11 protein-coding genes are annotated in these 14,958 nt (G+C 47.5%); 4 read left to right on the top strand and 7 right to left on the bottom strand.

The window, feature by feature from the left end:
- The first annotated feature begins 5 nt into the window (after positions 1–5).
- The gene (locus L3Q72_RS02600) at positions 6–3,098 is read left to right on the top strand and encodes a beta-galactosidase (protein ID WP_275131122.1); all 3,093 of its coding nucleotides are present in this window, start codon (positions 6–8) and stop codon (positions 3,096–3,098) included.
- Between the two features lie 73 nt (positions 3,099–3,171).
- Here the strand turns inward: L3Q72_RS02600 and L3Q72_RS02605 are convergent, their stop codons facing one another.
- From L3Q72_RS02605 to rdgC, 6 genes are all read right to left on the bottom strand, one after another.
- Complete coding sequence (locus L3Q72_RS02605) at positions 3,172–5,283, bottom strand: alpha-galactosidase (RefSeq protein ID WP_275131123.1); 2,112 nt, start codon at positions 5,281–5,283, stop codon at positions 3,172–3,174.
- Between the two features lie 222 nt (positions 5,284–5,505).
- On the bottom strand, positions 5,506–5,739 hold the full coding sequence (locus L3Q72_RS02610) for a hypothetical protein (protein WP_275131124.1): 234 nt from the start codon (positions 5,737–5,739) through the stop codon (positions 5,506–5,508).
- Between the two features lie 189 nt (positions 5,740–5,928).
- On the bottom strand, positions 5,929–6,183 hold the full coding sequence (locus L3Q72_RS02615; protein WP_275131125.1) for a YfhL family 4Fe-4S dicluster ferredoxin: 255 nt from the start codon (positions 6,181–6,183) through the stop codon (positions 5,929–5,931).
- 153 nt (positions 6,184–6,336) lie between these two features.
- Complete coding sequence (locus L3Q72_RS02620; RefSeq protein WP_275131126.1) at positions 6,337–6,570, bottom strand: hypothetical protein; 234 nt, start codon at positions 6,568–6,570, stop codon at positions 6,337–6,339.
- Between the two features lie 221 nt (positions 6,571–6,791).
- Positions 6,792–8,150, bottom strand: coding sequence for a tRNA 5-hydroxyuridine modification protein YegQ (gene yegQ, locus L3Q72_RS02625; protein ID WP_275131127.1), 1,359 nt, complete (start codon positions 8,148–8,150; stop codon positions 6,792–6,794).
- Positions 8,151–8,403: 253 nt separating this feature from the next.
- Positions 8,404–9,312, bottom strand: a complete 909-nt coding sequence (rdgC, locus tag L3Q72_RS02630; RefSeq protein WP_275131128.1) for a recombination-associated protein RdgC — start codon at positions 9,310–9,312, stop codon at positions 8,404–8,406.
- A 240-nt stretch (positions 9,313–9,552) separates the two neighbouring features.
- Here rdgC and phoB point away from each other — a divergent pair, with 240 nt between their 5' ends.
- The 3 genes from phoB to L3Q72_RS02645 are packed head-to-tail and all read left to right on the top strand — an operon-like array spanning position 9,553 to position 12,591.
- Positions 9,553–10,242, top strand: a complete 690-nt coding sequence (gene phoB, locus L3Q72_RS02635) for a phosphate regulon transcriptional regulator PhoB (RefSeq protein ID WP_275131129.1) — start codon at positions 9,553–9,555, stop codon at positions 10,240–10,242.
- A gap of 42 nt (positions 10,243–10,284) precedes the next feature.
- On the top strand, positions 10,285–11,583 hold the full coding sequence (gene phoR / locus L3Q72_RS02640) for a phosphate regulon sensor histidine kinase PhoR (RefSeq protein WP_275131130.1): 1,299 nt from the start codon (positions 10,285–10,287) through the stop codon (positions 11,581–11,583).
- A gap of 54 nt (positions 11,584–11,637) precedes the next feature.
- The gene (locus tag L3Q72_RS02645) at positions 11,638–12,591 is read left to right on the top strand and encodes a phosphate ABC transporter substrate-binding protein PstS family protein (protein WP_275131131.1); all 954 of its coding nucleotides are present in this window, start codon (positions 11,638–11,640) and stop codon (positions 12,589–12,591) included.
- A gap of 44 nt (positions 12,592–12,635) precedes the next feature.
- Here L3Q72_RS02645 and ppk1 read toward each other — a convergent pair whose 3' ends face one another.
- Complete coding sequence (gene ppk1 / locus L3Q72_RS02650) at positions 12,636–14,738, bottom strand: polyphosphate kinase 1 (RefSeq protein ID WP_275131132.1); 2,103 nt, start codon at positions 14,736–14,738, stop codon at positions 12,636–12,638.
- Positions 14,739–14,958: the final 220 nt, after the last annotated feature.

A 14,958-nucleotide genomic window follows, 5' to 3' on the forward strand; every position in this document is an offset into this window, starting at 1 on the left:
GTAAGATGAAAACATTTGATGAGATTATTCGCGCACGCGACTGGGAAAACCAGCAGGTAATTGGTGCTAATAAGGTTGCAGCACACGCTCCCCTGAATGCTTATGCTTCAGAAAAGAGTGCTCTGGAAGCTGATTCGTCGGCTTATAAAAAATCTCTGAATGGTGAGTGGAAATTTAACCTGTTTTCCCGTCCGGAAGAGGTTCCGGCAGAGAGCATAAATGCAGATTTTGATGATGCCGGGTGGAACGATATCAAAGTACCTGCAAACTGGCAGATGCAGGGTCACGACAAACCTATCTATACAAACATCAAGTATCCGTTTCAGGATAACCCTCCTTTTGTACCAGAAGAGAACCCAACCGGTTGTTACCGCACCAGCTTTGAACTGGAAGAGATGTGGGCAAAGCGCACCACCAGAATTATCTTTGAGGGCGTGAACTCTGCTTTTCATCTCTGGTGTAACGGTGAGTGGGTTGGTTATTCCCAGGACAGCCGCCTTCCGGCTGAGTTCGATCTTAGCTCTTACCTGAAAGCAGGCAAAAACCAGCTAATGGTGATGGTAATGCGCTGGTCTGATGGCTCTTATCTTGAAGATCAGGATATGTGGTGGCTAAGCGGTATTTTCCGCGATGTTTCCCTGCTGAGTAAGCCGGAAGTCGCACTGGAAGACATTAGTATCCAGACAGAGCTGGACGGGACTTACCGTGACGCAACCCTGAAACTGAGAACACGCCTTAACAGCAAAACAACCAGTCATAAAATTAACGTAAAACTGTTTGATGCGAACAATCAGCCTATTGGTGAATCGGCTGGTTATAACAGCCAGTGCGGTCAGCGTGTTATTGATGAAAAGGGCAGCTGGGAAGATATCGCTTTCCATGAAATTGCAGTAACTGAACCACAGAAGTGGAGCGCGGAGTCTCCTTACCTTTACCGCTGTGTCGTCTCACTGCTTGATGAGAACAATGAGCTGGTTGACTGTGAAGCGTACCGTATCGGTTTCCGCAGCGTAGAAATTGAAGACGGCCTGCTGAAAGTAAATGGTAAGCCGGTACTGATCCGTGGTGTAAACCGACATGAGCATCATGAAACTGACGGTCATGCGGTTTCTGAACAGAGCATGCTGGAAGATATCCTGCTGCTGAAACAGAATAACTTTAATGCGGTTCGTACCGCGCACTATCCGAACCACCCGAGATTCTATGAGCTGTGTGATGAGTACGGCCTGTATGTCGTTGATGAAGCAAACATAGAAACTCACGGTCAGTTCCCGATGAGCCGACTGTCTAATGATTCTCTGTGGCTGAATGCTTATATGCAGAGAATGGTGGGTATGGTTGAACGTGATAAGAACCACGCCTCCATTATTATCTGGTCTCTGGGTAACGAGTCCGGCATCGGCTTTAACCACCATGCTATGTACCAGTGGACCAAGCAGCGCGATCCAGGCCGTCCGGTTCAGTATGAAGGTGGCGGCTCTGATACTGCGGCAACCGATATTATCTGTCCTATGTATGCGCGAGTGGATCAGGATCAGCCATTTGAAGCCGTGCCTAAGTGGGCAATTAAAGGCTGGATCACCCGTCCGGGCGAAAACCGTCCGCTGATCCTTTGTGAATATTCACACGCTATGGGTAACAGCTCTGGTAGCTTTAATAAGTACTGGGAAGCGTTCCGTCAGTATCCTAGACTTCAGGGCGGCTTTATCTGGGACTGGGTTGATCAGGGCCTGACCAAGTATGATGAAAACGGCCAGAAGTTCTGGGGTTATGGTGGTGACTTTGGTGATGAAATCAACGACCGTCAGTTCTGTATCAATGGCCTGATGTTCCCGGACCGTACTCCGCATCCTTCTCTGTTTGAAGTGAAGAAGGCACAGCAGTTCTATCAGTTTGCGCTTCATAATGAGAATGGTCTTGCGATTGAAGTCACCAGTGAGAATCTGTTTGCGGCAAGTGAAGATGAAACACTGAAGTGGCAGGTCTGCGAAGAAGGTAAAGTTATCGCAAGCGGTGAGTTTGAGCTTGATATTCAGCCTTCAGAAACCAAAGTGTTTAAGCTGGCGGATAATCTGCCGGAAGTGGCTGCCGGTAAAGAGAGCTACCTGAATATTGACTTGGTTCTGAACAAGGATCTGAAGTGGGCGGAAAAAGGCCATGTTACAGCGCAGGAGCAGTTGCCACTGTCCGGCTCACTAAGCCTTGCGCCGGTAAGTGATGAGGAGGTTGCTATGTCGCCGCCACAGGTTAAAACTTCAGAAGAGGCGATCACTGTTAAGACTTCGTCATCTGTGATCAGTTTTGAAAAGGGCAGCGGTGCCTTGTCTTCCTGGATAAAAGAAGGTGAAGAGCAGCTTATTGAACCGCTGAAAGATAACTTCTACCGCGCACCGCTGGATAACGATATCGGCACCAGTGAAGCTGACTTTGTTGATCCTAACTCCTGGATCAGCAAGTGGAGCCAGTCAGGCCTGGACTCTCTGACCCGTGAATGCAAATTCATTCAGGTGGAAGAGACGGCTAAGAGCGCGCTTGTTTCTGCTTCTTACCACCATTTTGCTAATGGTGAAGTGGTGCTTATTTCTGAGTGGAAATATGAAATCACAGGTGATGACAAGCTGGCGGTATCAGTGGTGGTTGATGTGGCGGAAGGCCTGCCTTCTTTGCCTCGTGTTGGCTGTGAGTTTGCACTTCCGGTTCCGGCTTCAAACATTGACTGGTACGGACGCGGCCCTCACGAAAACTACCCGGATCGTATGAGCTCAGCAAGAGTGGGTGAGTATTCTCTGCCGGTTGAAGAGATGCATACTGACTATATCTTCCCATCGGAAAATGGCCTTCGCTGCGATGTGAAACGCGTTAAAGCAGGAAACATGCTGGTTGAAGGTGATTTTAACTTTGCGGTAAGCCGTTACAGTCAGACAACTCTGGCAGAAGCGAAGCACACCAATGAACTGAAAGCTGATGACTGCCTGTATGTACGCCTTGACGGATATTCAATGGGCATCGGCGGTGATGACTCATGGAGCCCGAGCGTTCATAAAGAGTTTCTGTTGGAAGACTCTCGTTATGAGTACAGCTTTACCCTGTCGCTTTAACGTTCGCGGTTGAACATTGATAAAAAAGCCCGGTTTGATTATCAAGCCGGGCTTTTTACCTTTGCTATGAAGCTTATATCTGCTCTAACTTCACAAGAACCGCAGTCTCAGGATCCAGAACAGGCACAGCAATACCTGCTTTCTCCAGCCACTCTCCGGAACAAGCCATCTCTTCTTTAGTCCATTGTGGTTGAGTATTCACAATGTCGTTAAAGTTATCCGGCTGATCCAGAAGCGTGATTTTGTAGACCGCCTCTTTCTTCAGCCCAGGAATACGCAGTGTACTGCTCAGTGAATTGGTTGGCATGGCCAGCTGAGCAATCATAATGGCAGCCTGCTTCTGATCTTCAGCAATCACACCGTGGGCAAGATGCGCTTCATCATCCGTGTTAAAGCGAACGCCCTTGCCGCTGTGCAGAAGCGGGCGAAGCTGTTTATGCAGCTCGATATACTTAATAAAGCCCTCTTTTTCTTCGGCGGCTTCTTTAACCGGATCCAGCTCAATCCCCATATGACCGAACAGAGCCGTCAGGCCGCGGAAGTTGATGTCGTGGGTACGGCGAGTGCTGTGGCAGTGTTTGGCACCGATATGACAGCCCATCACCTCAGGCGGGAAGAAGTAGCTCATGCCACGCTGGATTTGCTGACGCTCCAGAGCATCGTTGTTATCGGAAGCCCAGAAGCGAAGGGTGCGTTTTAGTACCTCAAAGTCTATACGGCCACCGCCCGCAGCGCAGGATTCGATTTCAACACCCGGGTGTTTGGCTACCAGTTTATCGACCAGCTGATAGTAGCGCTCAACCTGCTTGTGGCCAGATGCGTAGCCATTGTGTCCGGGCTGGACGATCTCGCGGTTCATATCCCATTTGATGTACTCAATATTGTAGGTACTCAGGAAGTGATCAAGGCGATCGAACAGATAGTCAAAGGCTTCATCAATCTGCAGGTTGATAGCGTACTGGTTGCGTCCGGTTGGCTGCTCGTAACCATCAACGGCTAACAGCCACTGCGGATGAGTGCGGTAAAGATCCGAGTCTTTGTTGATCATTTCCGGCTCAAACCAGAGGCCGAATTCCATACCCTGATCATTGACATGTTCAACGAGCTTCTGCAGGCCTTCCGGATACTTATCTTCATCCAGATACCAGTCGCCCAGCGCGGCTTTATCGCCATCGCGCTTACGGAACCAGCCATCATCGATAATAAAGCGCTCCACGCCCATCTCAGCTGACTGGGTTGCCATATCCATAATGTAGTCAGGATCGTGGTCGAAATAGATGCCTTCCCAGGTGTTCAGGTGAATCGGGCGGGGCTTGGATGAGATTCGGCTACCAAGAATGTTTTCTCTTACATGCTGGTGGAAATGCTGACTCATCTTATTCAGGCCACTGTCGCTGTATGCTGCGTACAACCAGGGCGTTGAGATACTTTCACCTTTCTCAAGAACGATTTCACCCGGCAGATAAAGCGCTTCAGCCTGCATAAAGCGGCGTCCGTCGGCTTTAACATCCACGCGCATTCTGTGGTTACCACTCCAGGCAAGATGGAAGCCCCAGCTTTCGCCGCTTAGCTCATCAAAGCCTTTTGTTCCGGCAATCAATGCAGGGTAGTGTTCATGTGAAGTGCGTCCGCGACGGTTTTCCTGCTGGTAACCGCCCTGAGTCAGAAGTGTACGTGTCTGCTGGAACTCATTTACCCAGCGGCCGTAGTAGGTCAGCAGCTCTTTTGCTCTTTCCGGCAGAGGCAGGGTGCTTGCCAGACGGTTAACTGAATAAGGGCCATCCTGAAGGTTTGTCAGGGTATGGCGCACTTTGACTACATCATTTTTATCCAGTGACAGTTCAGTTTTAAGCGCAAGACCGGCCAGTTCATCTTCACTGGTGATAATCAGTGAGTGATCCTTGCTTTCAACGGACTTGTTGATAAATACCGGAGCCCAGTGCTGACCATTACGGTGACCTTCCAGAGCGGGGCTGCTGAACAGGCCTCTGCCCAGTTCCGGATGCAGAGTCATTGGAATATCTGTATCCAGCCGGCCATAGGGGATAGCTCTGGAAAGGGTTTGTTCTTCGTGCTGCTTGTGGGAGTTGAAAGCTTCTCCCCAGTAAAGGATTTCTGTGTAATCACACAGTTTAAATAAAATTTCAGTTTCTGTTCCCTTAAGGGACACAATCTGTTCGTTCATAGTTGTTCACTATTGTTATCTCGGTGAAGATATTATGGGGGATCGCTTTGGAAGAAACTGTGAATTAGTTCACTTAGTGGTAACGTTTACACTTAAGGGTGCATCTGAGTAAATTGATATCAGGTCAGGCGGAGGTGAGTTCTGTTGGCATGATAAGCAAAAAATAAAAAAGGCAGGAATTTATCCTGCCTTTTACTGATCCTTTTTAAACTATCTGGTGTTTTAAACAACCATTGATAGTGTGTTCACCCAGTGCTGCATATCAGTGTCGCTGACGTTATCGCTTATGGATGAAATCACAGAAAGCAATTGGGTACATGCAGGTGAGTTAAATGTGTAATCGGTTATAACAGCCCATCCTTGAACCACGCACTGGCCTCCCATATTGACGATAAAGTCAGACACTTCATTCGCACAGGAGTCACTATAGGTTTCAATCTTGTAGATATCGTTCATCCGATACCCTCCGCTGTTTTATTGGAACATTATCACCCGTTACAGGAAAATGTGTCGCACGGGTCAACTTACGATTTGATTATGTGATAGTTAGGTCAATAAAACTGTGAGCTGCTTCAAGATGTGAGAGCGTTTACACAAAAGTGGTAGGATGAGTGTTATTTCGATGTTAACAGGGAAAGAATCAGGTTAGGCCAGGCCCTGAATAATGACGAATTTTTCTAACAACTCTTCATCAGTTTCAACGTGCTGGGGATCGGTAATGATGCACTTGGTGATAGGACAAACTGACTGGCAGGTTGGTGCATCATAATGACCTTTACATTCGGTACACAGGTTTGGATCGATCTCATAGATCTCGTCGCCCATAGATATAGCGTTGTTCGGACACTCGGGTTCGCACATATCACAGTTAATGCAGCTGCTTTGTATCAGAAGAGCCATGGAAATACCTATCAGGGAATGCGTAAGGAATAAAACTGGGCGCGAAGTGTAGCATAAATTGAGCTACAAGCCATGATATTGGGAATTTTATTTATACCTCTGGCAACTTCAGGATAGGGTTCGAAGCACCGTATCTTGAAGTTACCTGAAGTATTATGCTGCTATCTGGAGGGCAAGATTCCAGTTGTGAAGATCCGATTCACTTACATCGTCAGAAATGCGTGAAATGTCCGGAAGCAGACTCAGAGAGTTCTGACTGCTGAAACAGTGATCGGTAATGACTGCCCATCCCTGAACTACACATCGTCCGCCCATTTTTAAAATGTAGCCAGAGATCTTGTCTGCACAAGATTCGCTGTAGGTTTCGATTTTGTAGATACCGTTCATAATATAAGACTCATATTTGGTTGTTTATTTACTAGCACCAACGACGTTTCTTATTTTTATTTTTCACAACATCCTATGCATTTTAAGTACCAATGCAATACTTAGCAGAGCTTATTATGTAAATTGTTATTATTTTTACTTTGTCATAACAAGAAATTAGCCGGAAATTTAAATTTCCGGCTAATTTGTTTAAAAGTATAAAAACTGAGCAACAGTGGCGGTTATTTGCCGGTTGGGTTTCTTGTGTCCTGTCCGGCGTTAAGGTTTCGCATCAGCAGACCGTACTCAAGATCCATATCTTCAGGAACCGGGATAAAGACAAAGTGGCCGTTACCTTTCGCATCGTCAATGGATTCAGACTTACGGTTTTCCATCTGATTAAGTGTAAAGATAACATTGCCTTGCGGAGTCATCAGCTCCAGGCTGTCGCCAATCATAAACTTGTTTTTTACTTCCACTTCTGCCAGCTCGCCACGACGCTTGCCGGTAAACTCGCCCACAAACTGCTGGGAGTCAGAAACCGAGTAGCCGTAATCGTAGTTCTGATACGCGTCATGAGTATGACGGCGAAGGAAGCCTTCGGTATAACCACGGTGTGCAAGGCTCTCCAGTGTGCCCATCAGGCTGGTATCAAATGGCTTGCCGGCTACCGCATCGTCAATTGCCTTGCGGTAAACCTGTGCCGTTCTTGCGCAGTAGTAGAAAGATTTAGTACGGCCTTCGATTTTCAGTGAGTGAACACCCATTTTCGTCAGGCGCTCAACATGCTGAATTGCACGAAGATCCTTTGAGTTCATGATGTAGGTGCCGTGCTCATCTTCAAATGCCGCCATTTTTTCGTCAGGGCGGTGGCTTTCAGAAAGCAATACAACTTCATCTGTAGGTTTGCCAAGGCCGATGGTGTTGTCAGGACGTTCCTGCGCTTCCTGAATTTCAACGATCTGCCCTGCGTCGTCCTGCTCTGCTTTTTCCACTTTATATTCCCAGCGGCAGGCGTTGGTGCAGGTACCCTGGTTAGGGTCACGCTTGTTGATGTAGCCAGAAAGCAGGCAGCGGCCGGAGTACGCCATGCAAAGCGCACCATGAACAAAGATTTCAATTTCTGTGCCCGGGCATTTTTCGCGGATCTCTTCGATCTCTTCCAGAGAAAGCTCTCGGGAAAGAATGACACGCTCAACGCCCTGTGATTCCCAGAATTTTACTGTCGCCCAGTTAACCGCGTTCGCCTGCACTGAAAGGTGGATAGGCATTTCAGGAAAAGCTTCACGAACCATCATAATCAGACCAGGATCAGACATGATCAGCGCATCAGGGCCCATATCCACAACCGGTTTCAGGTCACGGATAAACGTCTTCAGTTTAGAGTTATGCGGCTGGATGTTACATACAACGTACAGCTTTTTACCCTGAGCATGCGCTTCATCGATACCGATTTTCAGGTTCTCGTGGTTAAATTCGTTGTTACGAACACGAAGGCTGTAACGAGGCTGGCCAGCGTACACCGCATCTGCACCGTAGGCGAATGCGTAACGCATATTCTTAAGGCTGCCCGCAGGGGACAGTAGTTCTGGTTTAAACATTGCTAAATTCTCTGTCTGATTATAAGTCAGGATCACGCTACCTGATAGCGGGATGGGGAGGCGGATTTTACGGGAAAATTTGGGATTAGGATAGGGGAAAACTTGAACTTTGTTGGCGTTTTGAAGTGTTGTCTTGTAGCAGGAGTTTGGTCTATGGGCCCTGGGCCCTGGGACGGACTTCGTCCTATTAGGCCCTGGGAGTATAGTATTGGCATTTCCCAGGGCCCAGAAACCTAGGGCCGAGGGCCCCTTATTATTCTTCCGGCAATCCCCCCAACGCCTCATAAAGCGCCGGAAGAAAAACACTAAACTCCGAACTCATCAAAGAGATATCCGCGTCAAAGCGTGCGGCCTGATCTTCTCTTGGGATATCTTCATTCTCATCTTTCAGTTCATCGCTGAATTTAAGGCGCTTGATGCTGCCGTCGTCTGCCAGAAGGAACTCGATTCTTTCCTGCCAGTTCAGAGCCAGTTTAGTTACAACTTTATTGGCTTCGATATGGTTCAGGATCTCTTCTGCGCTCAGTTCCTGCTTCTTACAGCGGATGATGCCGCCATCTTCCTGTACTGACCGTAGCTCCGCCTCGTCCAGCATTTCGAATCCGTGTGGTGCTTCACCGGATTTCACCCACTCGGTCATTGACTCATCAACATCTCTTTCCGGGAAGGCCGGAACAACCGGAAGGCTGCCCATGGTTTTACGCAGCAGAGCCAGAACATCTTCGGCTTTTTTATAGCTGCTTGCGTCAACCAGGATCATCCTTTCTTCTGGCAGGATTAATACAAAGGTATTCTGGCTGCGGCTGAAGGCGCGGGGAAGCAGGTCGACAATAATATCTTCCTTAATGTTGTCCTTCTCTTTCTTATTCAGAGGGCGGCCACCTTCCTGCTCCATCATCTCAACTTTTTCAGTCATAGAATCTTTAATCACAGAAGCCGGAAGCATTTTTTCTTCTTTTTTAGCGCAGATAAGAATACGTTTCTCAGAAACATGGGTCATCATATCGCCATGTTTTCCCATCACGTTGCACCAGCCGGTTTTGCTCTTATCCTGACTGCCACATGGAGTAAAGCGGAACTCTTCCAGTTGCTTTTCCAGTTTATCTGCGTTGAATTCGATATCGCGGTTGAAGCGATAAACCAGACAGTTTTTAAACCACATAGTTGCTCTCTTTTCACTCTGTTTAGTGGCCGCAATAATAGGTGAAATAAGCGGGTTTGTAGAGTGCTTTGTTTAACTTAGCGGGCTAACTTTCTGTATTTTGCGCCGAATCTTCTTTTTTAAGAAGCAATGAACTGAATACGACAGTTATATGAAAAATAGTTTGCAAAGGTCACAAAAGTGTCATACTAAGTACAGATAATGCGTAGCGTTGACAGATACTCAAAAGGTTATTCAATTATGGCGAGAAGGATTCTGGTTGTTGAAGATGAAGCCCCGATTCGTGAGATGCTTTGCTTCGTTCTTGAACAAAAAGGCTATCAGGCAGTAGAAGCAGAAGATTACGATACTGCGCTTAGCAAGCTGTGCGAACCCTACCCGGATCTGATTCTTCTGGACTGGATGCTGCCAGGTGGTTCCGGTATCAATATGATCAAACATCTGAAGCGTGATGAGCTAACCCGCAATATTCCGGTTGTTATGCTAACCGCTCGTGGTGAAGAAGAAGACAAGGTTAAAGGGCTGGAAGTGGGCGCAGATGACTACATCACTAAGCCGTTCTCACCGAAAGAACTTGTCGCTCGCCTGAAAGCCGTTATCCGCCGCGTAACTCCGACAGCTCTTGAGGATGTAATTGACGTTCAGGGCCTGAGACTGGATCCTGTATCGCATCGCGTAACAGTGAATGATGAAGCGATAGATATGGGACCTACAGAGTTTAAGATGTTGCATTTCTTTATGACGCATCAGGAACGTGTTTACAGCCGCGAGCAGCTTTTGAATAACGTCTGGGGTACCAATGTATATGTTGAAGACCGTACTGTAGACGTACATATCCGCCGCCTGCGTAAAGCGCTTGAAGGTGAAGGGCACGACAAGCTGGTGCAGACCGTTCGCGGAGCTGGCTACCGTTTTTCAACAAAAGCTTAATTGAACTGTCAGGATATAAGGTATCCGGTGACGGAGAACTAGATGGTTGAAAAGTTAACCTGGAAAAAGCTAGCCTGGTCGCTAGCTTTTTTTTACACCCCCTGGGTAATAGTGGGGTGGCTGTTTGGATATATGCCGTGGTTGCTGCTAGCTGCCACGGTTATTCAGCTTTTCTGGCACCTGCATAATCAGGTGCGGCTCTCTTCCTGGCTCTGGGATGAGAAGCGATTGACACCGCCTTCGGGCACCGGCCACTGGGAAGGCCTGTTTAATGGTATTTACCGTCTTCAGCAGCGTCAGAGAAGAAGGCGCAAAGAGCTGACCAATCTTATCCGCCGTTTCAGAAACGGTGCCGAAGCGCTGCCGGATGCCGTGGTGGTTTTCCGTGGTGAAGGTAATATTGTCTGGTGTAACAAACTGGCTCAGCATCTGCTTGGCTTCCGCTGGCCGGATGATTCCGGACAGCCTATTTCAAATCTTATCCGTACTCCCGATTTCATCAAATATCTGAACAAAAACGATTTCTCTGAACCTCTTGAGATGCGCTCACCGCTGAATATCGAGCGTATGCTGGAACTGCGTATCGTACCTTACACTGAGGGTGAGCACCTGATGGTGGTTCGTGACGTTAGTCAGCTTAAACAGCTTGAGGGGATGCGCCGCAATTTCTTTGCTAACGTCTCTCACGAACTGCGCACGCCAATGACAGTACTTCAGGGCTATCTGGAGATGACGGAAGATCCGGATATGGTGGTTGGCCCTATGTGGACCAAAGCTCACGGTGTAATGACCGAGCAGCTTAACCGGATGAACAGCCTTGTCAGCCAGTTGCTGACGCTCTCCAAAATTGAAGCGGCACCAATGCATGAGTTGGATCAGGTGGTGAATGTTCCGCGTATGCTGGAAGTGCTTGAGAAAGAAGCTGTCACGCTCAGCGGAGATCAGGGTCATGTATTTGATTTTGATATTGATACAGACCTTTCGGTTCTGGGCGATGAAGACCAGTTACGCAGTGCGATTTCTAACCTGGTTTATAACGCAGTTAAATACACGCCTCCGGGCGCTAATATTCATGTTCGCTGGTATCAGACCAAGAAAGGGGCGCACCTGGATGTGGAAGACAGCGGTGAAGGTATTGAACCACAGCACCTGCACCGCCTGACAGAGCGTTTCTACCGGGTTGATAAGGCGCGCTCCCGTGATACCGGCGGCAGCGGACTTGGGCTTGCCATTGTTAAGCATGCACTGAACCACCATGACTCTGCTCTGGAAATCAGTAGTGAAGTGGGGATTGGGAGTCAGTTTTCGTTTGTGTTGCCCGGGCGGCTTATTGTTAAATAGTCAGATATACATTCCCACGCTGGAGCGTGGGAACGAGAGGACATTCCCAGACCAATGAAGAGATTGTTAGGTGCTTTGCTCACGATTGCTATGTTGTCAGTTGGCCATATTTCAATAGCAAAAGACCTGCCCGAATACAACCGTATTCAGGGGCTGTCAGGTAACCTTACTTCTACCGGGTCAGATACGCTGGCGAGCATTATGTCCCGCTGGAGTGAAGAGTTTCAGGAAATTTACCCTAACGTGGTGATGCAGGTGCAGGCGTCGGGTTCTTCGACGGCGGGGCCGGCTTTGGCGGAAGGGACTGCTCAACTGGGGCCTATGAGCCGGCTGATGCGCCTAAAAGAGATTGAAGCCTTTGAGCGGGAGCACGGCTACAAACCGACGGCGTTAAGAGTCGCGATTGATGCTATCGGTATCTTTGTTCACGAAGATAACCCGGTTAAAGGTCTGAACTTTGAACAGATTGACGCGATTTTTTCTATTACCCTGAACTGTGGCGGGCACTTCCCGATTGAAACCTGGCAGCAACTGGGGCTTGACGATAGCTGGGCCAAAAGGCGCTTCCAGCTGTTCGGGCGAAATTCTGTTTCTGGTACCTATGGTTTCTTTAAGCAAACTGCACTTTGCGGCGGTGACTTTAAGCAATATGTGAATGAATTGCCGGGTTCGGCTTCAGTGGTTCAGTCGGTCGCATCTTCTATCAACACTATCGGTTATTCGGGAATCGGTTATCAGGTTTCAGGGGCTAAGTATCTGCCTATTGCCAGATATGGCAGCGACTATATTGAAGCCACCCCGGAAAATATCTCTGCCGACAAGTATCCTCTGTCCAGATACCTCTATGTTTACGTGAATAAGCACCCGACCAAACGGCTTTCGCCAATAGAAAGAGAGTTTATCCGCTTTATCTACTCAAAGCAGGGGCAGGAGATGGTTCAGAAAGATGGCTATGTGCCAGTGAGTCAGGAGATTGCGGATAAAGAATTGCAGAAAGTGGGATTATAGAACACTCCCCGGGGGGAGTGTTCTTAAGCTTCGAAGTTCAGCTTTTATTTATTTTCTTCGCTTAACCGTTTTTCGTTCTCTTTTCTGATCTGCTTCTCTACCTGTTTGATGTAGTCGTAAATGGCAATCTGAGAGCGGATCTTCTTACGGTTACCCCTTGGCACGTACTTATTGCTCATCTCTGCATCAATAAGGCGGGCTTTAACGGTATCCGTAAAGTGGATATCGATTATATCCATAATACGTTTCTTAAGCCTTTCATCCTTAATCGGAACGGCTACTTCGATACGGTTATCAATATTTCGTGTCATCCAGTCAGCAGAGGAGATATAAACCGCAGGATCACCGCCGTTTTCAGTGATGATGACCCGAGGGTGCTCAAGGAAGCGGTCAACGATACTGATAATCTCGATGTTCTCACTTACGTTTTTAACGCCGGGAACCAGAGAGCACATACCACGGATGATCATCTTGATCTTAACTCCGGCAGCGCTTGCGCCGTAAAGTTTGTTCACCAGGCCTTTATCTACCAGGTTGTTCACTTTTAAAGTGATGCCTGCTTTCTTGCCTTCCTTCGCGTTGGCGATTTCAGTGTCTATCAGACGGTAAAGCTGCTTTCTTGAGTTACGCGGCGAAACAATCAGCTGATCAAAACGAACCGGACGGTATGGATTCTCGATATAGCCGAATACATTACGCACTTCATCAGTGATCTCTTTTTTCGCAGTCAGAAGAGAGAAGTCAGTGTAGATACGCGCGGTTTTCTCATGGAAGTTACCTGTACCCACGTGTGCGTAGCGAACGATTTCATCGTTTTCACGACGGGAAATCAGCAGCAGCTTAGAGTGAATTTTAAGGCCCGGAGCACCGAATAGTACATGAACACCCGCCTCAGTCAGTACCTTAGACCATTCGATATTGGCTTCTTCATCAAACCGCGCCTGAAGCTCAACAATAACCGTGACTTCTTTGCCACTATGAACAGCATCAATCAGCGAGTTCATTAGCTTCGAGTTTTTCGCAACACGATAGATGTTTATCTTGATGCTGAGTACTTTTGGATCGAACGAAGCCTGACGTACCAGCTCTGTGATGTGATCAAAGGTATGGTATGGGTAATAAAGCAGAATGTCCTTTTCGCGGATAGCGTCAAAGGCGTTGTTGTGGTTCTCAAAATCCGCGCTCGGAAGCGGAGGAAGCGGTTTGTTTTCCAAATATTCACGGCCAACATTGGGGAAGCCGATAAAATCGTTAAAGTTGTGGTAGCGTCCGCCCGGAAGCAAGCTGTCGTAGTTTGAGATTTTCAGCGTGTCACACAGGAAAGAAAGCATATCCTGTGGCATATCTTTTTCATAAACGAACCGGACCGGCATGGCTGACAGACGCTGAGCCACACCTTCTGACATCTGCTCCAGAAGACTGTGTTCCACTTCGTAGCCCAGATCATATTCAGCGTCACGGGTCATTTTAAATGCGTAGCAGTCAAGTGCATCATATTCAAAGAAGCCACGGAAAATATCATCCAGACAAGAACGGATAATGTTATCCAGCAGAATAATGGTTTTACGGCGCTTTCCTTTCTCTTCAGGAACCATCACAAAACGCGGAAGCTGATCAGTCGGGATCTCTAAAAGAGCATACTGCGGATCTGAGTCATCTTTTCTGATGCCAACTCCAAGGTAAGCATATTCATCTTTCAGGAACTGAAGAACGTCGATATCTTCAGTCATCAGAAGGGGGGTGATGTGAGGAAGCACTTCCTTACGGAAGTATTTTTTTACCCACTTCAGCTGATGCTCGCTAAGCTGTGTTTCGTTAACAAGGAAGATTCGCCTTCTTGCCATCTCCATCAGAAGTTCGTTGTATAGCTCATTGAACCTTTCATCCAGCTCGGCGGCCTTTTTTTGCATCTTCGCCAGAAGTTCTTTAGCATTGTCCTTACGGCCACTTTCCTGAGCAATCAGAATTCGACGTTTAACGTCGGCAAAACGAACTTTATAGAACTCGTCTAAGTTGTTAGCAAAAATACCTAAAAAGCGCACTCTTTCGATAAGTGGCACGGTTTTGTCTGCCGCTTCCTGTAGAACGCGTTCGTTAAATGAAAGCCAGCTCAGCTCTTTTTCAATATACAGCGTTTCTGCGCTCATGATACCTTCCGATGTTGTTAACTTGCCCGGGAACAGAGTTCCAAAAAATACTGATAGAGGGGTAGATAGTGAAACTTAAACTTTAATTATTACATCTATATGTCACAGATAAATCTTAGCGTAACTTTCAGTAAGTTACAGTATGTGAAGGGGCGAATTTTTAAGAAAAGTTCTATCCTGTGTAATATAAGTGTCATCTATTCGTAATAGTATTTGAAGG

This window comes from Vibrio sp. JC009, from assembly GCF_029016485.1.
Lineage (GTDB): Bacteria > Pseudomonadota > Gammaproteobacteria > Enterobacterales > Vibrionaceae > Vibrio.